Below are 25,688 nucleotides of genomic sequence, written 5' to 3'. Positions count from 1 at the left end.
ATGAAGGATAGAGATATTCTTCATTTTTTATTTAGTTTTGCCTTAAATATTGGAAGTATGAAAATTTTAATGGTATGCTTGGGGAATATTTGCAGAAGCCCATTGGCGGAAGGAATTATGAAAGCTAAAGTCCCACAGGATTTTTTAGTAGATTCGGTAGGAACTATTTCCCAGCACGAAGGAGAACATCCGGATAAAAGAGCTGTAAAAACGGCTGCTAATCATGGAATTGATATTTCAAAACAAAGGTCCCGCCCTATTACACAAGCAGATATAGAAAATTTTGATAAGATCTACTGTATGGATATTGATATCTATGAAGATGTAATATCAAAAGCGAAGAATGAAGAACAAAGGCAAAAAATATCTTTATTCCTGACGGCAGCAGGAGAACATAAAACAGCTGAGGTTCCCGATCCTTATTGGGGAGATATGAAAGACTTTGAAGAAGTTTTCCAATTATTAGATAAAGGCTGTGAAGCAATTGCAGCTCAATTAAAATCATCCAGTAACCCCTAACTCATTTTTCATGTTATACCTATTACCCGCTTATCTCTCGGAGAATACAGCTCTTAATCATTTCTCTCCGGTTATAAAAGATTATATTTTACAGACCAATTACTTTTTTGTGGAAAATGAAAAAACTGCGAGAAAAGTGATTAAATTTTTTTCTCCTGAAAAAAAGCAGTCAGATCTGAAATTGTTTCTTTTAGATAAATATACCGAAAATGCGGATATAAAAGAAGCTCAGGACTTAATGCTGAAAGGCCAGGATTTTGGACTTCTCTCTGAGGCCGGACTTCCATGCATTGCAGATCCGGGGAATCTTATAGTAAAATGGTGTCATGAAAAAAATATAAGAGTAATTCCTATTTCAGGGCCTTCATCTATTATTCTGGCATTGATTTCCAGTGGTTTTAATGGTCAGGAATTTACGTTTAATGGGTATTTGCCCATAGATAGAGGAGAAAGGAAAAGGCAGATGTTGCATCTGGAGAGCCTGGTACAAAAAACAGGATATTCTCAAATATTTATGGAAACACCTTATCGCAATAACCAGCTAGTAGAGGATCTGTGCAAGTTTTTGTCTCCTAAAACGAAATTATGTATTGCAGCCAACATCAATGATCCTGAACACGAATTGATACAGACGAAGACAATTGCTGACTGGAAAAAAGGTAAAGCTGACTTTCATAAAATCCCGGCTGTATTTGTGTTGGGGAAATAATTTTGTTAGAATATTTTGTAGATAAGAGAATTTAAAAAAATCGCAGATTGTGCAGATTTTATCTGTTTTTTATTTAATTGTATTCTACTATAGAAATTGAGGGTAAATAAAAACCTCGCGGATTTAGCAGATTGCGCAGATTTATTTCCGGTGTATTATTTAATTGTATTCTACTATAGAAATTGAGGGTAAATAAAAACCTCGCAGATTTAGCAGATTAGGCAGATTTGTCCGCTATGTTATTTAATTACCCTTTCATTTATGCTTTGGCCAATCCATTTTTTTAGGAATTTTACTAGTAATTCTTACCAGTATAGCTTTTATTCTGCTAAAAGTAGCTTCTATAATTATAATTATAACATATGAATAATATATCGAGAAACTAAACAACTTAGATTGTAAAAGAAATCTGCGCAATCTGCTAAATCTGCGAGCATAAAAACTATAAATTATTAACCACCCTTTTAATCCCATCCAGAATATTCGTAGTATTAAAATTCACCAGCAGCCCTAATTTTTTATCAGTCAATTTCAAGTAGGTACTTAACTGCTTAAAGTGAATATCTTCCAAACTTCTCACAGATTTAAGCTCCAATATAACTTTGTCCTCCACAAGAAGATCTATCCTGAAATTAAGATTAAACTGTCTGTTGTCATAAAATACAGGAAAGGAAATCTCAGAACGAACATCTAAACCGTTTTCTTCAAGCTCATAAACTAATATTTTCTGATAAACCGATTCCAGCAAACCTGGTCCTAATTGATTATATACATTAAATATACATTTTCGTACGAGATAAGAAATTTCATTTTCATCCATTGATTGGTGTTTTTATTTTGTACCTCAATATAAATTTTATGCGAGAAGTATTCTTTAACGGATTACTAAATTTTTATGAACTTACAGGTATAAATTTTACTTCTAAGTCATCATTTGAGGTGTTCCTTCAATACAGAGTTCAGAAATTTTTATATTTTTATTCAATGAAAAAATACTTCCTTACGCTTACGGCAATTCCTTTTTTAATATATGCTCAGAAATTTCCTCAGCTTACAGATGATATGGCTATAAGATTATCAGACAAGCCTTTGCATTGTATCGATCAGGAATACCCTAATAAAACGGCACATATTATTAATAATGAAAAAGAAGTTTCTTTATCTCCTAAAGATCTGCATCCTGTTTTTTACGGGTGTTTCGACTGGCATAGTTCGGTACACGGACATTGGATGCTGGTAAGACTTCTAAAAACAAAACCGAGTTTGTCAAATGTAAAGGAAATAGAAGAAAAATTATCTCAATCTTTCCAAAAAGAGAACCTTCAGGCGGAAGCAGATTATTTTACTAAATATCAGCTCACAGGAACTTTTGAGCGTACTTACGGATGGGCCTGGATTCTTAAGCTTGATGAAGAGTTGGCAACATGGAACGATCCCAGGGCAAAAGTATGGCATGAAAACCTTAAACCTCTAACCGCTCAGATATTAAAATCCTGGAAAGCTTATTTGCCAAAGCAGACTTACCCCAACCGAACGGGTGTACATCCCAATACCGCTTTTGCATTATCGTTTGCATTGGATTGGGCGAGGGCCAATAAAGATAAAGACTTCGAAAATCTGCTGATTGAAAAATCAAAATATTTTTATTTAAAAGACTATCAAACACCGGCTTATCTGGAGCCTGATGGTTCGGATTTTTTCTCGCCCAGCTTGGAAATTGCAGATCTGATGCGACGGGTTTTACCCCAGAAAGAATTTGTAAAATGGCTGGATAGCTTCTACGATAAAAGAAGCTTGGATAATATAGAAAAGATTCCTGTAGTGAGTGACTTAAGCGACTATCAGACCGTACATCTAGTAGGCTTGTCCTTTTCTAAGGCCTGGTGTATGAAAGGATTATCTAAATCACTACCTGATAATCATCCGTTAAAAAATAAATTTTCCGAAACAGCTGATATATTCCTCCAAAATGGATTGCCCCTACTTTTCCAGGGAAATTATGGTGGAGATCACTGGCTGGCCAGCTTTGCGGTATATGCCCTGGAAGACTAATCCTGATACCTGTTTTTTTCAGGATAAAGCTCAGAAGCCATATAGGACCTATCAGGAGGAACTGGAGATCTTTTAAAAAAGAAGGTTTCTTTCCTTCTATTTTGTGACCGATAAACTGAAGAATCCAGGTAATAATAAATACCGCCAGATAGACCATCCATGCTTTTTGTTCAAAATGGATATTGACTGTATAGGCTAGATACTCCATCAATATCATTATGAAAACCATAATAATGCTGATCAGGACAGATAATCTAATGTAAAATAAAGTCACTAGAGCGATGGCAATAATGCTTACCACACTTATGCATCCGAAGTACGCGGCACATAGATGAGACGAAGGAATTAAAGAGATAAATCCTAAAATAGTCCAGAAAATCAAGGGAACACAAATCCAGTGAATTGATTTATTGGTAACATTCCGGTGACTTTCGCCATATTCTGCAAAGAATAAATCGATTTTTCTCATGGGAGTTTATTTTGGATCCCTAAATTAATAAAATTTTGTAATCGCAAAACAGATTGATTAAATTTGTAAGATGTCCGCCCTTGAAAAATTTGGAGTAGAAATATTTACTCAGCATAATATCTTCGAAAGAATCTCTGTCGAAAAGCCATTCCGTCCCGATAATCCGGCCTTTATTTTTGTGAAAACGGGAAGCATAAAACTTCGTCAGCATTTCAGTGATCTGGAGCTTTCTGCCAATATGTTTATGGTAACGGATCCCCAGACGGTTTATGAAATGGTTTCCGTAAGTGATGATTTTCAGTCGAGGATGGTATCATACAAACGTGAGTTTATTTCCGCTTTATCCTTGAAGTTTAACCGATTGATCGCGTACCGATATTTCAGGCAGCAAATGAACCGGGGAGTGCCTTTCCAGCAGGATGAAATGGAAGTGGTCTGGAAAAGTGTCAACTTTTTAAAATTTATTTTGGATTCACCCACAGAAATGATGTACAAAAAGGAAATTGTAGAGCACCTCTTCTCCGTATTTGCCTATCAGATGGCAGGGATTATCTCCAAGGAAGACAGCAGTTCGATGAGCCATATGTCCCGTCAGGAAGAAATTGTTTTTATCTTTTTGAATGATCTGGCTGCTAATCATCATACCGAAAAAACCGTTGAGTTTTATGCCGAAAAACAATCGATTACAACTAGACATCTTTCATCTGTCGTAAAGACAATCACCGGAAAATCAGCAAGTCAGATTATTGCATTGGTTATTATTAATGAAGCCAAGGTACTTTTAAACTCAACAAAAAAGCCTGTTTCTGAAATTTCATCCATTCTGGGATTTAGCGACCAGTATTCATTTTCTCACTTTTTTAAAAAACATTTAGAGGTAAGTCCCAGACAATATCGGAACCAATTTGAAAATTGAAATATTACATTTGAACATCTTTTTCCAAAAATCAAACATTTGTTTGATAGTTTGATTGCCCTAACTTTGCCTTCGTAAAACAAGGTAAAATGACGAAATACGTAAAAACAGCACTGTCTTTACTGACGGGTGTCTTTCCTGTGCTGTTTTTTTCACAGGAAATAAAACAAATGACTGCCAAAGAAGTGGCTGATCTGGCTTTACAGAATCATCAGCAGCTTAAAGTATCAGCTCAGAATATTAATATAGCCAAACAGCAGACGGACATTACCAGACTGCAAAAGCTCCCTGCATTAACGGCTTCTACCAGCCAGTATTATCTGGGAGACGCGGTAGCAATTGAAAAAGATTTTGCAAATTCTATGAATGTTCCTATGCCTCATTACGGAAGTTCGTATGCGGTGCAGGCTACTCAATTGATATTTAAAGGAGGTCTGGTAAATAAATCAATAGAATTGGCCGGTCTTCGTGAGCAGCTATCCGAGCTCGATCTTGAAAAGGATAAACAGGATGTCCGTTTATTGGTCATATCTAATTATCTCGATATTTATAAGATCCTGAACCAGGAAGTGGTTTTTCAGAATAACAGAAAATTAGCTGAAGAACGCCTTAAAAACATTCAGAAATTCTACCAGCAGGGAATGGTAACCCGCAATGAAGTAATAAGAGGAGAGTTGGCGATTAAAAATCTGGATCAGGGTATTCTGACATTAGTAAACAACAGAAAGATCTTGAACTATAATATGAATATAGCACTCGGGCTCCCTTCCGATACTGAGATTATTCCCATTGAGAACTTAACCAATAAAGAACAGGGAATAGGGCTGGACTATTATATGGATTTGGCCCATAGCTATAATCCTCAGATGAAATCCGCAAAAACTAATATTAATGTGGCGGAAAAAAATATTGAAATTATAAAAACGGATAAAATGCCCACGCTTTCAGGTTTTGGAGGTTATACCCTGCAAAGGCCTATCACAACGCGGAATCCTGTTGTTGATATGTATTCCGGAGGCTGGCAGGCAGGCGTTTCGTTGAGTTATAATATTGATAATTTATACCGGACAAAGGAACGGGTGAAATTGGGAGAAATACAGAAATCCCAGGCTAATGATGCCCTGATACTGGTTCAGCAGAATGTCGACATGAGCGTGAATGCAGCGTATGTGAAATATCAGGAATCTATCCAGCAGGCTGAAATTTTAAATGAAGCCAAAAAGCTCGCAGAAGAAAACTACAAGATTACGGAAGCTAAATATTTAAATCAGTTGGCAGTACAGGCTGAAATGATTGATGCTCAGAACCAAAAGCTGCAATCCGAGCTGGATTATGCCAATGCGGAAATCAATGTGCTGTATCAGTACTATAATCTTTTAAAATCTACCGGAACTCTTTAATTTAAAATGGAAAACAAGACAATGGAAAATAAGGAAAACACAACTCAAAATACAAAATCTACCACCACACCGGGGAATAGCGCTACTATAAAAAAGAAAGAAAGGAAAAAAAATAAGATAAGAGCGATCATATCCAATATTATCGTTTTCTTACTCATTGGATTCGGTTTGTTCTGGCTTATCAGGGAGTATTTTCATATAGGAGATAAAAATTATACGGAAGCCGCACAGGTGGAGGAATTTATTAATCCTATCAATACCAGGGTTTCTGCTTATATCAAAGAAATTAAATTCATTGAACACCAACGTGTGAAAAAAGGAGATACTTTGGTAATTCTGGATGACCGTGAGCTTCTTACACAACTGGGACAGGCGGAAGCTGCTTATCAGAATGCACTGGCACAGAAAATGGCAACCAGCTCATCCGTGAATACTGTTTCCAACAATGTTAATGTTATGGAGTCCAATATTGCAGGTGCAAAAGCAAGGTTGTGGAATGCAGAACAGAATTTAAACAGATATAAAAATCTTTTGGCTTCGGAAGCAGTTACCAGACAGCAATACGACCAGGTAAAAACTGAATATGATGCTCAGAAAGCAGCGTATGAAACACTCGTTAATCAGAAACAGTCAGCCAATTTGTCCACCACAGAGGTTAAAAGCAAACTGGAAATCAATGAAGCGGAAATAAAAAGAACAAAATCAGCTTTGGATATGGCCAGGATTAATCTTTCTTATACGGTGATCACCGCTCCTTACGATGGAGTGATGGGAAGAAGAACCATATCGGAAGGACAGCTTATTCAACCGGGGCAGCAGGTGGCTACAATTGTGTTGAACGGTCAGAAATGGGTGACCGCCAACTTTTTGGAAAGCCAGATGCCCTATGTAAAGATAGGTCAAAAGATGATGATGACTGCAGATGCGTTGGGAGGACAGCAGTTTGAAGGTGTTGTAACGGCTATTTCAGCAGCTACGGGTTCCAGGTATTCAAGTGTACCTACCGACAATTCTACGGGTAATTTTATTAAAGTACAGCAGAGAATTCCGGTGAGAATCGAATTTACCAAGGCTAATAAAAAGGAAAATGTAGATAAGCTGAGTGCGGGAATGAATATGAATATCAGCATTAATAAATAAGAACTGAATGTATAACAAAGGACTATATCATGACTGGGTGCCGAAGCCGGTTCAGCTGTTGCTGATCGTATTGCTTCTTACGGTGGTAATGCCGTTGGGAGGAGTATATACAGGTAATATCAGCTTCATGGTGGGAGGTACGGGAGCACTTTCAGAATACTTTTTAATGGCCAATTATGCTACCACCATAGGGATGGGTGCATCTATGCCTTTGGTTCTCAGGATGAAGCTGAGATTTAAAGTAAGAGATAAAATCACAACATTACTGGTTCTTTTGGGAATTTTAAGTTATATCAATGCCACTACGCTGCAACCTTCGATTTTTATATTTACCTCATTGCTTATAGGCTTCTTTAAAATGATGGTAACCATAGAGCTGTTCCTGCCTTTAATGATGATCATGGGAAACAGGGGAGTGTTTTACGGGGCCTTTTATACTTTTGTACTGGTTCTGACCCAGGTTTCCAATTATTATGCAGTGGAAATTTCCATACTTTATAACTGGCAGCATTTCTTTATTATGGCTTCCATAGGCTGCTTTATCATGGCTTTGGTCTGCTGGATCTTTATGCACGATAAATACTTTGCGCTGAAAGTTCCGCTATATTATATTGATTGGCTCAGTATTCTGCTTTTTGTATCGACATTTATGTGTTCGGCGTATGTTTTTTCTTTTGGAAAACAGCAGGACTGGCTGAATTCACCAAGGATTATGAAGATGAGTATTGCAGCTTTTACCAGTTTTGCATGTCTTATTATTCGGCAACTGACGTTGAAGAGACCTTATCTTTCTTTTAAAATTTTTAAAAAGAATAATGTACAGCATGGTCTTTTTATGCTGTTATGGGTAGGAATGTTTTTGGGAACAGCATCTATTCAAAATACCTTTTCGGTGGGAGTATTAGGATATGATCAGCTTACCAATGCCAAACTCAGCCTGTTGATGATTCCGGGAATTGTGGTGGCGGGAATTGTAGCCATTATATGGTTTAAAAAAGATAAACCTTTAAAAATGTTTGTTTTTTCAGGGTTTGCTGCCATGTGGGGATATGCATTGATCATGTATTTTTCCATGGTGCTTGAATTTAATTATGAAAGATGGTATCTCCCTATGTTTTTAAAAGGCTACGGAATGTGTTCATTATTCATTGTGGTGTGGTATTACACACTGGACAAGCTGGAGGTGGATGATATGCTGGCAGCCATAGGGCTGGTACTGGTTTGGAGAACATTTTTGGCAGTAGGATTCTTTTCTACCGTGTATGCCTGGGTTCAGTACAGGTTCCAGGTAATAGGTATCGGTGATCTTGCGGTTTATATGGATGGAATGACCTTTACACCTCAGAATATGGCCGCCAACCTTAAAATAACCCAGCTCAATGCAATCCTTATTGCCAATAAGAAGATATTCGGATATATCGTCCTTGCGGGTATCGGTGTGTTGATTTATGTTTTAACCCATCATTTTGGGAGAGAGCAATTTAAATATGTAAGATTTATAAGGGTACTTAGCGGTAAATCCGTCATTGCCCGAAGAAGAATAAGAGAACGTAAAAAATTGGTTCAGGAAATAAAAGACGCTGCCGGCCCGGCAGTATAACTTACCTTGTTTTTCATTATTGAAACCCCATTTCCTCCATTTGGAATGGGGTTCAATTTATTAACCCAGGTTTAATTCTTTAATTTTAATTTAGAATAATTACATTTGAATAGCTTTACAGTTAATACGGCTGTAATAAAGTTTAATTGTGAAAAACATAGCGTATGGCAAAGATTCCAACAGGTCGTCTGGTTGGCGAGATGACAAGAAAAGAGTATATCACTCCTCATTATATCAGAGTATATCTTTATTCGGAAGATGTACCTTTATTCAGAGAAACTACAATTGGTGATAACAATAAAATTGCGGTTCCTCCTCAAGGTTTTAATGAAGTTCACTTTCCCACTTGGGATGAAACTACCCAACAATGGATCTATCCTTCCCCGGAAGTAGCTCCGGCTATAAGGACTTATACCCACCGCGGAATAGATTTGGAAACCAAAGAACTTATCATTGATTTTGTGGATCATGGGGATGGAGGACCGGCTTCCAAATGGGCAAGAGAAGCCGAAGCGGGGGCAAAATTAGGAGTAATGATGCGTCTTGACGGGAGAGAGCTCTATGAACAGGCAGATTGGTATTTATTAGCAGGTGATGCGACGGCCATTCCCGTATTAGGGGCTATCTTAGAGACATTGCCCGGCACGGCGAAGGGAGTATGTATCATTGAAGTTCATGAAGGGGCGGACGAGCAGATCCTGGAAACCAAAGCGGATATTAAATTTAAATGGCTTCATAATAAAAACCCACATCTCGAAAGTGATTTGGCTGATGCTGTAAAAGCTGTACAAGTCCCTGAAACTAAAAAATTCGGATATGTTGCCGCGGAATTTTCCAATGTAAAAGAAATCAGATCCTATCTTCGCAAAGAAAAAGGCTGGAAGCAGGAAGAACTTTATGCCTATTCCTATTGGAAGGCCGGTGTTGCGGAAGATAAATCACAGGCTGATCGTCAAAGGGAGAAAAATACCTACGAATAAATTCACTTTCCATCCATTATTAAAACCATTATCTTTGCAGTTTTAATGGCATTATGAAAGATTTAATGGGAAAAGCCATCTGGGATTATTACCACCATGATAACCCTGAGGACTTACAAACCGAGACTTCTATTTCTGAGCTGGATGAACTTCCCGTGGAGTACTTGTTCAGAGGTTTTGAAGGAATGAATACTATTGAGCAGAAAGCATTGGAGCTATCTGAGGGGCTTACGCTGGATATTGGTGCCGGTGCCGGTTCACACAGCTTATTCCTCCAGAACGAGAAAAGCCTGAAAGTTACGGCATTGGATATTTCTCCCAGATCCATTGAAATTTGCAGGCTGAGAGGTATTGAAAATGCAGTGTGTGAAAATATCCTTGACTTCTCCGGACAGCAATTTGATACTATTTTATTGTTGATGAACGGGACCGGAATATTTGAAAGTCTTGGTAAAATTGATATTTATCTTAAAAAACTGTATTCTTTACTGAATGAATCCGGACAGATTTTGATTGATAGTACGGACATTCTCTATATGTTTGACAGGGATGAAGATGGAGGAGTCTATATTCCGGCAGATGGGTATTACGGAGAACTGGATTATATTGTCCATTATAAAGGAGAGTCCGAAGATCCGATAAAATGGTTATACCTGGACTTTGCCACATTAAAAAATGCCGCAGAAAATAATGGTTTTAACATTCAAAAGATTATCCGGGAAGAAGATTCTTATTTAGCCAGGCTTACTAAAAAATAGCATATATAAAAAAAGACACATGAAACCATGTGTCTTTTAATTTTATTAATTATTGATCGGTTATCCGATTTCAATTCCGTTTTCTACATTATCATCATCCGGGGTTACAAAAGAAAGTTTTCCGTCTGGCTTCGTAGTCAGTAAGAACATTCCCTGAGATTCTATTCCACGGATTTTTCTTGGGGCTAAATTAAGGAGAATCATAACTTGTTTTCCTACAAGTTCCTCAGGGCTGAAGCTTTCAGCCACTCCGGAAACAACGGTTCTGATATCTACCCCTGTATCTACTTTAAATTTAAGAAGCTTATCAGCTTTTTCCACTTTTTCAGCTTCTAAAATGGTAGCGGTTCTCAGATCTATTTTAGCAAAATCATCAAAAGTGATCTGTTCTTTCATTGGATTAGCGTTAGGATTTGTTTTTTTATTATTCTGTTTAGTCTGCTCAAGCTTTTGGATCTGGGCTTCAATCACGTCGTCTTCAATTTTAGAGAAAAGAAGAGAAGCTTCATTGATGGTATGTCCGCTTTCAATCAGTACGGATTTGGTTTCCACATCGTTCCAGCTAAGCTTTCCTATATTGAACATTTTCAATAATTTTTCCGAGCTGAAAGGCATAAACGGTTCACATAACTGACCTAATGCTACCGCAATCTGAGCCCCTATAAATAAAGACTGAGCCGTTTTTTCCGGATTATCTTTAATGGTTTTCCAAGGCTCTTCGGTCTGAAGATACTGGTTACCGAAACGGGCCAAATTCATTAAAGCAGATAATGCATTTCTGAACTCATAATGGTTAAGGAAACCTGAAATTTCTTTTGCAGCTTTATTGATTTCTTTTAATTCCGGGCTGTTTACATCTCCCTGAGGAACAACACCGTCATAATATTTATGGATAAGAACAGCCACTCTGTTGATAAAGTTCCCGAATATTCCTACCAATTCCGAATTGTTCTTGGTCTGGAAATCTTTCCATGTGAAATTATTATCCTTTGTTTCCGGAGCAGATGAAAGAAGCGCATATCTCAGTACGTCCTGCTGTCCCGGGAAATCTTCTACATACTCGTGCGCCCATACCGCCCAGTTTCTGGAAGTTGAAATTTTATCATTTTCCAGGTTCAGGAATTCAAATGCCGGAACATTGGCAGGTAAAATGTAATCCCCATGGGCTTTCAGCATCGCAGGGAAAATTATACAGTGGAAAACAATATTATCTTTCCCGATAAAATGGATAAGATCGGTATCGTCGCTTTGCCAGTAGTCTCTCCAGTCCTTTCCGTTTTTTTCAGCCCATTCCTGGGTAAATGAAATATATCCAATAGGCGCATCAAACCATACATAAAGAACTTTGCCTTCAGCTCCCGGAAGCGGAACGGGAACACCCCAGTTGAGGTCCCTGGTCATGGCACGGGGTTTTAATCCGTCATTTAGCCATGATTTAACCTGGCCGTATACATTAGGTTTCCAGTCATCCTTATGGCCTTCAATAATCCATTGATTAAGAAAACCTTCATATTCATTCAGGGGAAGATACCAGTTTTTGGTTTCTTTAAGAATGGGAACATTTCCACTTAGCATGGATTTTGGGTTGATCAATTCTGATGGAGAAAGGGTAGAGCCGCATTTTTCACACTGGTCTCCATATGCATTTTCATTTCCACAATTAGGGCAGGTTCCTACAATATAGCGGTCAGCCAGAAATTCGCCTGCCTGTTCATCGAAATATTGTTCGGAAATTTCCTCTGTAAATTTTTGCTTATTATAGAGAGCGGTGAAGAAATCCTGGCTTACTTCATAATGTTTTTTTGATGTCGTTCTTGAATATTCATCAAATGAAATCCCTAAATCCGAAAAAGATTTTTTTATAATTTCATGATATTTATCAACAATATCCTGAGGAGTAACACCTTCTTTTTTGGCTCTGATGGTGATGGGAATACCATGTTCATCCGAACCGCATATAAAAGCTACTTCTTTTCCTGATCTACGTTGAAACCTTGCGTAAACATCTGCAGGGATATAAACACCTGCTAAATGTCCTATATGAACCGGCCCGTTAGCATATGGTAATGCGGCCGTAATCATTTTTCTGTTTGACATTTATAGTAAAGTTTAATGATTTACAAAGATAAAGATAATTTGAAGAAAATGGAGTGTTGGCTCTTCCATAACCAAAAAAAAGGGATAAAGGGGTCCGATATGGGGATTTAGTTAAACATATGTTTAATTTTTTGTTAATGTTAACATAATATTATGCAATAGTTAATTTAATTTAAATAGATGATAGTCAAATAATTAATTTTAAATATGCTAATAATATACATATATTTTTCTGAATTTTAAGTCATATTAGGATAATTGCTTTTTTTTTATAAATTCGAGCCTAGTTATTTTAGATAACTTAAAAAAAGATTAAACTATATATAAAAAGAATATTGTGAGAAATTTTACAACGGTATTAAAAATTGCGCCGGCTTTTTTATTGGCAAGCACAATAATACATGCGCAAACGCAAGACTCTATCACAAAAGAGAAGAAGATTGAAGAAGTGGTGTTGATTGGTTATGGAAAGCAGAAGAAATCGGACGTGACTGGATCTATAACTTCCGTGACTGCAAAAGATTTCAACGGTGGGGCAACTTCTGCAGGACAGTTGATTCAGGGGAAAACACCCGGAGTTCAAATTACCAATAACAGTGGGGCACCGGGTTCCGGTACGGCAATAAGAATCAGGGGTACTGCTTCTTTGAACGGTAATAACTCTCCATTAATAGTTATTGACGGTGTTCCTCAGGATTTTGTCGGGGTAAATGGAGCTTCTGACCCTTTATCTCTTATCAACCCTAATGATATCGAAACATTTGATATCTTAAAAGATGCCTCTGCAACTGCTATTTATGGTAACAGAGCAACCAACGGGGTAATTTTGATTACCACTAAAAAAGGAAGCGCAGGAAGATTTAAAGTGAATTTTTCAACCGTAGCATCCGTATCTACTAAAATGGGAACTGTAGATGTGCTTAATGCTGATGAATTCAGAAATTTTGTTAATACATATGCTTCAGATGCCTATAAAGCTAAACTGGGAAATGCCAATACCAATTGGCAGGATCAGATTTATCAGGCTGCCTGGGGAACAGATAATAACGTAGCATTTTCCGGAGGAATCAAAGGATTGCCTTATCGTTTGTCCCTTGGTTACAATGAGCAGAATGGTATCGTAAAAACCAATACCTTTAAAAGAACATCAATAGGCTTGAATTTGAACCCTAAATTTTTTGATAATCATTTATCTGTAAATGTTAACGCAAAAGGAACTTTTACTGATAATAGATTTGTTGACGGTGGGGTAATTAAGGCAGCTACGTATTTTGATCCCACTCAGCCGGTTTATTCCGGGAATTCCAATTTCGGAGGATATTACGAATGGCTGGATGCAGGTTCTGTAAACGGATATAATGTAAATGCAACATCTAATCCACTTGGATTATTATATGGAATTCATGATGTATCTTCCGTTTGGAGAGGATTAGGAAATATCCAGTTGGATTATAAATTCCACTTCCTTCCTGATTTGCACTTTAATGTGAATGCAGGTTATGATTATACCAAGAGTGACGGACAGAAAAAAGTAAGTCCGTTATACAGACCGGGAATGAATGATGCAGGAAGCTCCAGTCTTTACAGTATGGAGAAAAAGAATAAGTTATTGGAAACTTATTTTAACTATGTTAAAAATATCTCGGCCATCAATACGGGAATAGACCTTACTGCTGGTTATTCTTACCAGGATTTTAAAACAATAATTCCGGGAGCTATTAATTATAAAGGAAATGCTCCTACACAGATTTCCAATGATTTTGAATCGCAGAATACGTTGATTTCCTTCTATGGAAGAGCTATATTCACTATTGCGAATAAATATATCATCTCCGGATCATTGAGAAGAGACGGATCTTCACGTTTTTACAACGGAACAAGAGATAATCTTTGGGGTAATTTCCCTGGAGTGTCCGTAGCCTGGAAATTAAATGAAGAAAGCTTTATCAAAAATATTTCTTCCATTAGTACTTTGAAATTAAGAGCAGGATGGGGAAAAACGGGACAGCAGGAATTACCGGGATTAGATGGAAACAGACCAAATAACTATCCGGCATATGCTGCTTATAATCCGAGTAACGACGGAGCTTATTATCAGTTTGGAAACCAGTATTATTATATGTTCCGACCGAATATTTATAACCCGTATCTTACTTGGGAAACCACAACTACTAAAAATTTAGGAATTGATTACGGTTTCTTAAATAACAGAATAACAGGTTCCATAGATCTTTTCCAAAAAGATACGGAAAAACTATTGGTAAACTCTCCTATTGCAGCAGGGGATTTGAGTAATCAAAACTTACTGAACGTAGGAAATATGAAAAACAAAGGAATTGAAGGTAGTGTTACGGTAATTCCTATTAAGAATGAAAATACGACCTGGGAGGTAAGTTTCAATGCAACCCACTATAAACCGGAAATTACCAACCTACTTGAAAGAGCGGATGCTACTTTTAATATTCCTGTTGGTGGAATTGACGGGGGATCAGGAAATACAATCCAGGCTCATGCTGTAGGATATGCTCCTAATGCATTCTGGGTATATCAGCAGGCATATGATGCGAACGGAAAACCATTAGATGGGGTATATGTAGATAGAAATGGAGATGGTGTAATCAATACATCAGATAAATATTATTATAAATCTACAACACCGGATGCTATTTTAGGTTTCTCTACTAAAGTCTCCTATAAAAACTGGGATTTCGGATTGAGTGCCAGGGCTATTTTGGGTAACTATGTTTATAATAATGCAGCTTCAAACAGCTCAATACAATCGGCATCTACCAATGAGTATTTACAGAATGTATATTCAACAGCTTCGGAATATCAGTTTTCGGTACCTCAGTATTTTTCTGATATTTATGTAGAGAATGCTTCATTCCTGAGATTGGATAATATTAATATCGGTTATAATTTCGGTGAAATATTTTCTAAAGGAAGTAATTTAAGAGTTTACGGTATGGCTCAGAATGTTTTTGTAATTACGAAATATTCTGGTATTGACCCGGAGGTTTTCGGAAATATTGATAATGGATATTATCAGATGCCTAGAGTGTATTCTATCGGGTTTAATTTTCAATTTTAATTAGTAAGTAAGATGAAATCAAATAAAATAAGATTTAAAAATATATTTTTAACAGCTTCAGTAATAGGGCTGCTGTCAGTGACCTCATGTATCAAGGATCTTGAAAGAGAGCCGGTTACTGACGTTACTTCCGCAAGTATTTTTGCTGATTTTGCAAATTATCCTAATGCATTAGCTAAGCTATATGGAGGATTGGCAATGGGAGGTCAGGTAAGTGGAGACGGAGGTAATTATCCGGATAGTGATATTAATGGTATTAACGGAGGTTTTTCTCAATATACCAGGCTAATGTACACCATGCAGGTGGTTACGACAGATGAAGCGGTAATCGGGTGGAATGATGGTAACCTGCATACTTTGCATAAAATGACTTGGGATTCTTCCAATGAATTTATTTCCGCTTTATATTACAGAATTTATGCAGAGATTGCTTTCTGTAATGAGTTTCTAAGAAATGTAACTGATGAAAAATTAGCCTCTAACAATATTACAGGAAATAATTTAACAGAAGCTAAATATATGCGTGCAGAAGCAAGATTTTTAAGAGCTCAATCTTATTATCATGCATTAGATTTCTTTGGGAATGTACCATTTGTGGACGAAAATTATCTTCCAGGATCTTCTACACCTCCGCAAAGGATAGACCGTGCAGCTTTATTTAACTATGTAGAGCAGGAATTATTAGCGTCTGCAAACGACCTTAAAGAGGCCAGAACCAATGAATACGGTAGAGCAGATAAAGCGGCCGCTTGGGCTTTATTGGCGAAATTATACCTGAATGCTGAAGTATATACCGGAACGCAGAGAAACAGTGACTGTATTACATATTGTGAAAAAATTATCGGAGCAGGATATTCATTAAAATCTGATTATCAGTCATTATTCTTAGCAGATAATAATGTAAATAATCCGGAAGCTATTTTTACTGTTAATTTCGATGGTATCAATACGCAAACCAACGGAGGAACTACATATCTGGTGCATGCAGCGATAGGAGGGAGCATGTCTGCTTCTGATTTCGGTGTGAATGGTGGATGGGCCGGCTTAAGAACGACTAAAGCTTTTGTGGAGAAATTCCCCGCAAGTGGAGCGGATAAAAGAGGTAACTTCTTTACTACCGACCAGAACCTTGAAATCAATGACCTCGGATCATTCAATGATGGATATGCATTCATTAAATTTAAAAATATTAAAAGTGATGGGACACCAGGTTCCAATACAAACTGGGTAGAAGCGGATATTCCATTATATCGTTTAGCGGATATTTATCTGATGTATGCAGAAGCCACTTTAAGAGGAGGAAATGGAAATACAGCAACTGCAATCGGTTATATCAATCAGTTAAGACAAAGAGCTTACGGTAATACAAGCGGAAATGTAACTTCAATCAATCTTGATTTTATTTTAGATGAGAGAGCAAGAGAATTATCCTGGGAAATGACAAGAAGAACCGACCTTATCAGATACGGTAGGTTTACAACAGGAGATTATGTATGGCCTTGGAAAGGAAATGTAAAAGATGGTAAGGCAGTGGAAAACTACAGAAATCTATATCCGATTCCGGCAAAAGATATAGTAGCTAACCCTAATCTTGTTCAAAACCCTGGATATTAATTTAAATTATTGATTGAAATGAAACATTTATTAAAAATATTTACAGTACTTTTTCTGGGAGTTCTTTTGACTTCCTGTGAAAAGGATGAGGATTTGGCTATCCTGGGAGAAGGGACGGATCCTGTATTGTCTACAGATAAAACTACAGCAATTTTATTAAGTGATGAAGCGGGTAATGAAGCAATAGCTTTTAGCTGGGTTAATTCAGATTTTGGAATAAAGGTGGAATTAGCAAATCAGTTGGAATTTGCTGTAGCAGGAACTAATTTTACACCTGTCAAGTCAGTGGATCTTCCTACGGGGGAAAATACATATAGTATGACGGTTAATGAACTGAACAATGCCCTATTATCTTTAGGAATTACTACTGAAACGGAAACTGATGTTGAGGTGAGAGTAAAGTCTACGGTTGCTGACAGGGTACGTTATTCGAATGTAATATCATTGAAAGTTACACCATTTATTAACGGACCGGTGTATACCTATACGGATTTATACCTTATCGGAGATGCTACAGCAGGAGCTTGGGATAATTTAACAACAAATAGTAAAATTTATCCTTTATTGAAAACAAATACAGCAGGTGTTTACACTTATACGGGGTACTTTGCTGCTGGTGGATTTAAAATCATTCAGAATATAGGTTCCTGGGATCCGCAATATGGTATGGGATCTGCCGGTGTATTGAGCACAAGTGGAGGATCAGGAAATATTCCGGTAACAACAGCAGGATATTATAAGCTTACTATTGATATATCTGCATTGACTTATACTTTTACAGCTGTTACTCCTCCTACCACTACTTACACATCTATTTCTCTGATTGGTCCGGCATCAAGTGACTGGAATACAGATGTAGATATGGAGAAGTCAACGTTTGATCCTCATGTTTGGGTGAAAAAGAATGTAATGCTAACCTCAGGAGAATTTAAATTCAGAGCTAATCATGATTGGACAAATAGTTGGGGTATTGCTCAGGAATTTTTCGGAACTGCTGATTTAGGAGGAGGAAATATTCCGGTAACGACGACTTATAACTATGATGTTTACTTTAATGACATGACAGGTGATTTCTCAGTAATACCTGTAAATTAATCAGTTAAAAGTTTAATTATTATCATAAATTAATTGAAATACAAAAGATGAAGTGTTGCTTTTTTTAAGTAACACTTTATCTATTTTAAAGCAATATAAATAATCATTATGAAGAAAATTACAGTGGGGGCTTTAATGCTGTCAATGATGTACATAGGGGTGAATGCACAAACTTTAAAATCACCGGACGGAAAATTCGAAATGAATTTCCAGCTGAAAGGAGGTATTCCTTATTATAATTTAAAATATAACGGAGCGGTTGTAGTGGAAGATTCAAAGCTTGGATTAAGATTATTCAAGGATACTTCTATAAAATTTGCATCGGAAATTGCAAAACCGGAAGATGCAAAATTTGATCTAAACAACGGCTTCACCAAAACAGACGAAAAAAGAGATTCTAAAAATGAAACCTGGCAGCCTGTTCTTGGAGAAAAGAAAAATTATATCAACCATTATAATGAATTGGCAGTTACCCTTAACCAGGCTTCTACGGACAGAAGTATTATGGTTAAATTCAGACTATTTAATGATGGGCTAGGATTCAGATATGAATTTCCTCAGCAGAAAAACCTGAACTATTTCGTAATCCGTGAAGAAGATTCTGAAATCGATTTCCCTAGTGATATGAAAGCATGGTGGATGGTGGCAGACTATGACTCCCAGGAATATCAGTATCAGACTACAAAAGTATCGGAAATACCTTCCAAATGGGAAAAGGCAGCCGATGCCAATGCTTCACAGACGCTGATCAAAAATGCGGTTCAGTCACCGTTAATGCTTAAAAAAGAAGGAAAGGACCCTTTATATATTAATGTGGCAGAAGCTGCTGTTTTAGATTATCCGGCTTCTCATCTTGAAGTAGATGCACAGAATTTTAAATTTAAAACACATCTTACAGCCGACAGACAGGGAGCGAAAGGATACATCCAGACCCCTTCGGTAACCCCTTGGAGAACTATTATTGTCTCCCCGAAAGCAGAAGAGGTAATGGATTCCAAAATGATCTTTAACCTGAATGAACCTACAAAATATAAAGACACATCCTATATCCACCCTACAAAATACATGGGTGTTTGGTGGGAAATGATTATCGGAAAATCCCAATGGGCATACGGTCAGCCGGAATCGAATGTGCGTCTTGGGCAAACTGACTTTTCAAAACTGACGCCGAATGGTAAACATGCAGCCAACAATACGAAGGTAAAAGAATACATCGATTTTGCTGCTGAGAACGGATTCGACGGACTCCTTATTGAAGGCTGGAATATAGGTTGGGAAGACTGGTTCGGAAATTCTAAAGAATATGTATTTGATTTCATTACTCCATATCCGGATTTTGACATCAAAATGCTGAATGAATATGCCCATGCAAAAGGAATTAAGCTTATCATGCACCACGAAACATCGGGTTCCGCTACGAACTATGAAAGATGGTCGGATAAAGCATTTCAGCTAATGAATAAATACGGATACGATGCCGTAAAAACAGGTTATGTAGGAGATATAATCCCAAGAGGAGAGCATCATTATTCCCAATGGACCATCAACCATTACTATAGAATCGCTGAGAAAGCCAATGAATATAAAATCATGGTTAACTCTCACGAATCCGTACGTCCTGCCGGGGAAAGCCGTACCTATCCGAACTGGATTTCTGCAGAAGCTGCCCGTGGAACGGAATATGAAGCATTCGGAGGAAATAACCCTGATCACCAGACTATTCTTCCGTTTACAAGATGGATGGGGGGATCCATGGATTATACGCCGGGAATTTTCCAGACCAAATTAAATTATTATTTCCCTGGAGACAACCGTTTTGTAAAAACTACCCTAGTGAAGCAGCTGGCCCTGTATGTAACCATGTATATGCCGTTGCAGATGGCTGCCGATCTTCCTGAGAACTATAAAAAGCATATGGATGCTTTCCAGTTTATCAAAGATGTGGCTGCAGATTGGGATGATACTAAAATCTTATCAGCAGAGCCGGGTGAATATGTAGTTACTGCCAGAAAAGCTAAAGGAACTGAAAACTGGTTTGTAGGCGGAATTACTGATGAGAATAAACGTGACTATACCGTGGACTTCTCATTCCTGGACAAAAACCAGAAATATGAAGCTACCATTTATGAAGATGGAAAAGATGCGGACTATATAGACAATCCTCAGAGCTATAATATCTATAAAAAGCAGATTAACAGCAAATCTAAAATCAGCTTTAAAATGGCAAGAAGTGGTGGATTCGCAATCTCCATTAAGCCGGTAAAGTAAATATTTCTTAACTTTATAATCCTTAAAGGTAAATAGCCTTTAAGGATTTTTTTATTGTATCAATATTTTATCCTTTTTTTTCAATGACGCGGATGACTAAAATTTTCAATAAGCAGAATATCTTCCTGCTCTTATTGATCCTGATGGTAGTGCTTGCCAGACTTATTCCTTTTCAGGAATCTTATAACCGGTATTTTAACCTCTCAGGGTTTATCGATTGGGGAATTGCCGGAATATTTCTTTTATATGGGCTTAAGCTCAATCTAAAAGAAGTCGTTAAAGACATTTCCAACTGGAAAGTTCATGTACTGATCCAGGCCGGGACCTTTATACTTTTCCCATTATTGGTGTTCCTGTTTTATCCGCTGGCAAAAGATTCGGATTATTATAACATCTGGCTGTCGGTTTTCTTTCTTGCCTGTCTCCCTTCAACGGTTTCGTCATCAGTAGTCATGGTTTCCATAGCCAAAGGAAACGTAACCTCTGCAATCTTTAACGCTTCCATTTCGGGGCTGATCGGAATTGTGATGACTCCACTGTTGATGAGCTTTTTCTTAACTCCGGCTTCTGGCGAAGGAAATCATGGAGAGGTCCTGCAACAGCTTTTAATAAAAGTATTATTACCTATTATTTTGGGAATACTGCTGAATCCTGTTTTCAAAAAATGGGTAACCAGATATTCATCTGTTATTGCAGAATTTGACAGGCTTATTATCCTGCTTATCGTATATGAAAGTTTTTCAACCGCTTTTGTACAGAACATTTTTGTTTCCGTACCGGGAATTGTCTTTTTGATTTTAGCTTTCAGTGTTGTTTTCCTGTTTTTTGTGGTCTACAATATTCTTCAGTTTTTAGCTAAAAAGATGAAGTTTAATACAAAAGATATTATTACCGTAACCTTTTGTGGTTCCAAAAAATCATTGGTTCACGGAAGTCTTTTCCTGTTGGTTTTAGGAATTCCCGAAGGACAGAAGGTTCTCTTTTTACTTCCCGTGATGATTTATCATAGTTTCCAGCTGTTTTATGTCAGCTGGCTGGCAAGTAAGATCGCTCAAAGACCTTTAAATAATGAAAAATAGAGTATATTTGATTATCTTTTAATTATAATTAGATTATAATCAGAATTTATGAAGAAACTATATGTAGTATTGAGTCTCTCAGTGATCACCAGTGTGTTTGCTCAGATAAAAAAAGTAGAACCGGCATTCTGGTGGAAAGGGATGAAAAACCCTGAACTTCAGATTTTAGTATATGGAAAATCTATTGCCGATAATGAAATAGAGCTTTCCGACGGAGTTCAGATAAAAGACATCCGGAAAGTAGAAAATCCCAACTACCTTTTCATTACTGTCAACACCAATGAAATTAATGTTCCTAAGTTTAAGATCAATATTAAAAGAGGAAAGAAAAATATAGATACTTACACCTACGAGCTAAAGCAGAGAGCGTCCAATTCGTCCAACCGGACATCGTTCACCTCAAAAGATGTAATGTATCTTATCATGCCGGACCGTTTTGCCAACGGTGACGAAAGCAATGATTCCCAGCCCGATCTTATTGAGAAAGCCAACAGAAGCCTTCCGAATGGACGCCATGGAGGCGATTTACGTGGCATTATCAACAACCTGGATTATATTCAGGGGTTAGGGGCAACAGCAGTATGGCTCACCCCGGTTAATGAAGACAATGAAAAAGTGTATTCCTATCATGGATATGCGCAAACCGATCTATACAAAATAGACGGCCGCTACGGAACCAATGAAGAATACCGTGAATTATCCCGCGAGCTTAATAAAAGAAATATGATGCTCGTAATGGATTATGTTACCAATCACTGGGGGATTTCCCACTGGCTCATTAAAGATCTGCCGACCAAAGACTGGATTCACACATTCAGTGGAGGGGAGAACGGATTCCGAAGATCGAATTATAAAACAACAACACAGTTTGACACCAATGCGTCCGAAATAGATAAAAGATATGCGCTGGACGGATGGTTTGATACCACTATGCCGGATATCAACCAGAAAAACCCATTGGTTTTAAAATACCTTACACAGAATGCCATCTGGTGGATTGAATATGCAGAGCTGGGAGGTTTCCGTGTAGATACTTATCCTTACAATGATAAAGAAGCAATGGCTAAGTGGGCCAAAGCAATTACGGATGAATACCCGAATTTTAATATCGTAGGTGAAACATGGCTCAATAGCGCAGGGCATATTTCAGCATGGCAGAAAGACTCCAAAACCGGAGAAGCAGCCCATTATAATTCAAATTTACCGTCTGTAATGGATTTTATGCTGTACGGAAATATGTCGTCAGCCTTAAAAGAAAAAGAAGGATGGGATAAAGGCTTAGTAAAGCTTTATGATGTCTTTTCCAGCGACTTTTTATATCCTGATATTAATAACCTTTTGGTGTTTTTTGAAAACCATGATACCGAAAGATGGAATGAAATCTTTAATTCCGATCCTCAGGCTTATAAAATGGCCTTAACCCTGATCTCCACCGTTCGTGGAATCCCTCAGATTTATTACGGTTCGGAGATTGGAATGAGAGGCGATAAAAACAAAGGAGGAGATGCAGATATCCGAAGGGATTTCCCCGGAGGTTGGAAGTCGGACAAGCAAAATGCTTTCAATGCTTCAATGCAGACTCCCCAGCAAAAAGAATATCATCAGTTCACCCAAAAACTTTTAAACTGGAGAAAAGGAAAAGAAGTTATCCATTCAGGGAAAACCAAAAATTATATTCCTCAAAATAATGTTTTCGTCTATTTCCGGTATAACGACAAAGAAAGTGTAATGGTGGTGATCAATAATAATGATAAAAATGAAACCTTGGATCTGAGCTATTTTTCCGAATCTTTAAATGATTACACCAAAGGCAAAGAAGTGATTTCAGGAAAAGAGCTTTCTCTAAAAGATAACTTAATGATACCTGCCAAAGCTTCTTATATCATCGAATTACAAAAATAAGCTTCTATGAAAATAGTAAAACTTTATACACTGTTACTTCTTTTGACAGCATTTAAGGGAGTTTCGGCACAATTGAAGGGATCCTTTGCAAAAGAAAAAGGGGAGATCCATACTATGCTTAACCATTTTAACCGGGCTGCGGCAGCTGCGGATTATGAATCCTATTTCAATTACTTTGCAAAAGAATCGGTATTTATAGGAACGGATGCTACGGAAGTTTGGGATAAAGAAGCTTTTATGACCTGGGCAAAACCCTTCTTTGATAAAAAGCAGACCTGGAATTTTACTTCTCTTCAGAGAAATATATATTTCAGTAAAGATGGTAAAATGGCCTGGTTTGATGAACTGTTGAGTACCCAGATGAAGCTTTGCCGCGGCTCCGGCGTTTTGGAAAAAATAAATGGAAGCTGGAAAATAAGACAATACGTGCTTTCCATGACCATTCCTAATGAAGTAGTAGATAAAATAGTACCTGAAAAAACGCCTATTGAAGATCTTTTAATAGAAAAACTAACAGATAAAAGAAAAACAAATACGTTAAAGTAGAATGTCAAAAAAAATAAAACCTGATCTCTCACTCATTCAGATCATCAATATGAGTATGGGGTTTCTGGGAATCCAAATGGCTTTTGGTTTGCAGAATGGAAACGCGAGTAGAATTTTAGCCAATTTTGGGGCAGATGTGCATGAACTATCCTGGTTCTGGCTTGTTGCTCCGGTTACCGGGCTTATCGTTCAGCCTATTATCGGGCATATGGGAGATAATACATGGAGTCCGTTAGGAAGGAGAAAACCTTACTTTTTAATTGGCGCTATTCTTTGTGCCCTAGGATTGGTTATGCTTCCCAACGCGGCAAGTGCCACACATATGATGGCTGCCAATGTACTGCTTCTAGCTGTTATTTTTCTTGCCATGATGGACGCTTCCATTAACGTAGCTATGGAGCCTTTCCGTGCATTGGTAGGGGATATGCTGCCTAAGCATCAGGGAACCATAGGATTTTCTGTCCAGACTATTTTAATTGGTATTGGGGCAGTAATCGGGTCCTATTTACCGGATTGGTTAACGAAGTTAGGAATATCAAACGAAGCTCCGAAAGGGTTTGTAGCAGATAATGTAATCTATGCATTTTATATAGGTGCCGGATTTTTAATACTGACCATTCTTTACACTATTTTCACTACCAAAGAATATTCTCCACAAGAATTTGCTGAATTTGAAGGAGGAAAAGAAGTCGTGGAAGAGCCATCCAGGTTTACGGATATCTTTAAAGATTTTGCGAAAATCCCACCATTGATGAAAAAGCTGGGAGCAGTACAGTTCTTCTCCTGGTTTGCCCTGTTTACGATGTGGGTATTTACTACCAGCGCTCTGGCAACCCATCATTTCGGACTTTCTCCTGAGGATACCCATTCTGTAGAATTTAATAAAGCGGGAGATCTTACCGGAAAACTCTTCGGAATGTATAATCTGTGGGCGATTCCATTTGCTTTTCTTTTAACTCCCATTGCAAAATGGATAGGTAAAAAGCAGACCCATGCATTGGCACTGGTATTCGGAGGTTTAGGACTGATTTCCATGTACTTTATTAAAGATATTAATTACTTATGGATTTCGATGGTAGGACTGGGATTTGCTTGGGCCAGTATTTTAGCGATGCCTTATGCAATGCTGATTGATGCCATACCACAAAAGAAGATGGGAGTCTATATGGGAATATTTAATTTCTTCATTGTAATTCCTCAGATCATTAACGGGATTTTTGGAGGCCCTATCGTAAGTGGGATCTTCGGAAATTATGCCATTGATTATATTGTCGTAGGAGGAGTCTGTATGCTGGTAGGAGCTGTTATGACGATCTTTTTCGTAAAATCTGAAGATGAAACTCCAAAAGAAATAGAAGAAGAAATACAGCAGGTGCATTTTTAATATACTCTAAAAAATAAATTTTTCGTCATTCCGGGCGAAGCGAAAGAAGCCTTATCACAGGAACCTTTC

At 37.5% G+C, this 25,688-nt stretch carries 19 protein-coding genes and 1 pseudogene; 17 read left to right on the top strand and 3 right to left on the bottom strand.

Annotated features, from left to right (window positions below):
• Positions 1–57: 57 nt before the first annotated feature.
• Complete coding sequence (locus tag ABJ974_RS10060) at positions 58–519, top strand: low molecular weight protein-tyrosine-phosphatase (RefSeq protein ID WP_419868118.1); 462 nt, start codon at positions 58–60, stop codon at positions 517–519.
• A 10-nt stretch (positions 520–529) separates the two neighbouring features.
• A complete protein-coding gene (locus ABJ974_RS10055) occupies positions 530–1,228 on the top strand; it encodes an SAM-dependent methyltransferase (RefSeq protein ID WP_419868117.1) in 699 nt (232 codons plus the stop codon).
• 442 nt (positions 1,229–1,670) lie between these two features.
• On the opposite strand, the gene ABJ974_RS10050 is transcribed toward ABJ974_RS10055, so the two are convergent.
• Positions 1,671–2,048, bottom strand: coding sequence for a GxxExxY protein (locus ABJ974_RS10050; protein WP_419868116.1), 378 nt, complete (start codon positions 2,046–2,048; stop codon positions 1,671–1,673).
• A 164-nt stretch (positions 2,049–2,212) separates the two neighbouring features.
• On the opposite strand from ABJ974_RS10050, the gene ABJ974_RS10045 reads away from it, so the two are divergent.
• Positions 2,213–3,280, top strand: a complete 1,068-nt coding sequence (locus ABJ974_RS10045; RefSeq protein WP_419868115.1) for a DUF2891 domain-containing protein — start codon at positions 2,213–2,215, stop codon at positions 3,278–3,280.
• Between the two features lie 73 nt (positions 3,281–3,353).
• Here the strand turns inward: ABJ974_RS10045 and ABJ974_RS10040 are convergent.
• Positions 3,354–3,749 (bottom strand): annotated as a pseudogene (locus ABJ974_RS10040) (Mpo1 family 2-hydroxy fatty acid dioxygenase); the annotation flags it as partial.
• A gap of 70 nt (positions 3,750–3,819) precedes the next feature.
• Between ABJ974_RS10040 and ABJ974_RS10035 the strand changes: the two are divergent.
• From ABJ974_RS10035 to ABJ974_RS10010, 6 genes are all read left to right on the top strand, one after another.
• Positions 3,820–4,665: a helix-turn-helix domain-containing protein gene (locus tag ABJ974_RS10035; protein WP_419868114.1), complete on the top strand. Its 846-nt coding sequence runs from the start codon at positions 3,820–3,822 to the stop codon at positions 4,663–4,665.
• Positions 4,666–4,754: 89 nt separating this feature from the next.
• On the top strand, positions 4,755–6,065 hold the full coding sequence (locus tag ABJ974_RS10030) for a TolC family protein (RefSeq protein ID WP_419868113.1): 1,311 nt from the start codon (positions 4,755–4,757) through the stop codon (positions 6,063–6,065).
• Positions 6,066–6,086: 21 nt separating this feature from the next.
• Complete coding sequence (locus ABJ974_RS10025; protein ID WP_419868112.1) at positions 6,087–7,205, top strand: HlyD family secretion protein; 1,119 nt, start codon at positions 6,087–6,089, stop codon at positions 7,203–7,205.
• Between the two features lie 7 nt (positions 7,206–7,212).
• Positions 7,213–8,805, top strand: a complete 1,593-nt coding sequence (locus tag ABJ974_RS10020) for an efflux MFS transporter permease (RefSeq protein WP_419868111.1) — start codon at positions 7,213–7,215, stop codon at positions 8,803–8,805.
• Between the two features lie 164 nt (positions 8,806–8,969).
• On the top strand, positions 8,970–9,785 hold the full coding sequence (locus tag ABJ974_RS10015; RefSeq protein WP_419868110.1) for a siderophore-interacting protein: 816 nt from the start codon (positions 8,970–8,972) through the stop codon (positions 9,783–9,785).
• 53 nt (positions 9,786–9,838) lie between these two features.
• Positions 9,839–10,543 carry a class I SAM-dependent methyltransferase gene (locus ABJ974_RS10010; RefSeq protein ID WP_419868109.1) on the top strand — a complete coding sequence of 235 codons (705 nt, stop codon included), beginning with the start codon at positions 9,839–9,841 and terminating at the stop codon, positions 10,541–10,543.
• A gap of 60 nt (positions 10,544–10,603) precedes the next feature.
• On the opposite strand, the gene metG is transcribed toward ABJ974_RS10010, so the two are convergent.
• On the bottom strand, positions 10,604–12,640 hold the full coding sequence (gene metG, locus ABJ974_RS10005) for a methionine--tRNA ligase (RefSeq protein WP_419868108.1): 2,037 nt from the start codon (positions 12,638–12,640) through the stop codon (positions 10,604–10,606).
• 337 nt (positions 12,641–12,977) lie between these two features.
• On the opposite strand from metG, the gene ABJ974_RS10000 reads away from it, so the two are divergent.
• From ABJ974_RS10000 to ABJ974_RS09965, 8 genes are all read left to right on the top strand, one after another.
• Positions 12,978–15,731, top strand: coding sequence for a SusC/RagA family TonB-linked outer membrane protein (locus tag ABJ974_RS10000; RefSeq protein WP_419868107.1), 2,754 nt, complete (start codon positions 12,978–12,980; stop codon positions 15,729–15,731).
• Between the two features lie 12 nt (positions 15,732–15,743).
• Entirely contained in the window at positions 15,744–17,345 is a 1,602-nt protein-coding gene (locus ABJ974_RS09995; protein WP_419868106.1) for a RagB/SusD family nutrient uptake outer membrane protein, read from the top strand.
• 18 nt (positions 17,346–17,363) lie between these two features.
• Positions 17,364–18,440, top strand: a complete 1,077-nt coding sequence (locus ABJ974_RS09990; protein WP_419868105.1) for a SusE domain-containing protein — start codon at positions 17,364–17,366, stop codon at positions 18,438–18,440.
• A 108-nt stretch (positions 18,441–18,548) separates the two neighbouring features.
• Positions 18,549–20,708, top strand: a complete 2,160-nt coding sequence (locus ABJ974_RS09985) for a glycoside hydrolase family 97 protein (RefSeq protein WP_419868104.1) — start codon at positions 18,549–18,551, stop codon at positions 20,706–20,708.
• An 83-nt stretch (positions 20,709–20,791) separates the two neighbouring features.
• Entirely contained in the window at positions 20,792–21,787 is a 996-nt protein-coding gene (locus ABJ974_RS09980; RefSeq protein WP_419868103.1) for a bile acid:sodium symporter, read from the top strand.
• A gap of 48 nt (positions 21,788–21,835) precedes the next feature.
• Positions 21,836–23,689, top strand: coding sequence for a glycoside hydrolase family 13 protein (locus tag ABJ974_RS09975; RefSeq protein ID WP_419868102.1), 1,854 nt, complete (start codon positions 21,836–21,838; stop codon positions 23,687–23,689).
• 6 nt (positions 23,690–23,695) lie between these two features.
• Positions 23,696–24,235 carry a nuclear transport factor 2 family protein gene (locus ABJ974_RS09970; protein ID WP_419868101.1) on the top strand — a complete coding sequence of 180 codons (540 nt, stop codon included), beginning with the start codon at positions 23,696–23,698 and terminating at the stop codon, positions 24,233–24,235.
• A gap of 1 nt (position 24,236) precedes the next feature.
• Positions 24,237–25,619 (top strand): MFS transporter, encoded by a 1,383-nt coding sequence (locus ABJ974_RS09965; protein WP_419868100.1) that lies wholly within the window; start codon positions 24,237–24,239, stop codon positions 25,617–25,619.
• Positions 25,620–25,688: the final 69 nt, after the last annotated feature.

Origin of the sequence: Chryseobacterium sp. CT-SW4, assembly GCF_048572715.1 — a bacterium.
Taxonomy (GTDB): Bacteria; Bacteroidota; Bacteroidia; order Flavobacteriales; family Weeksellaceae; genus Chryseobacterium.
Note: the sequence above shows the minus strand (reverse complement) of the source record. Positions and strands in the feature narration are given on the sequence as shown.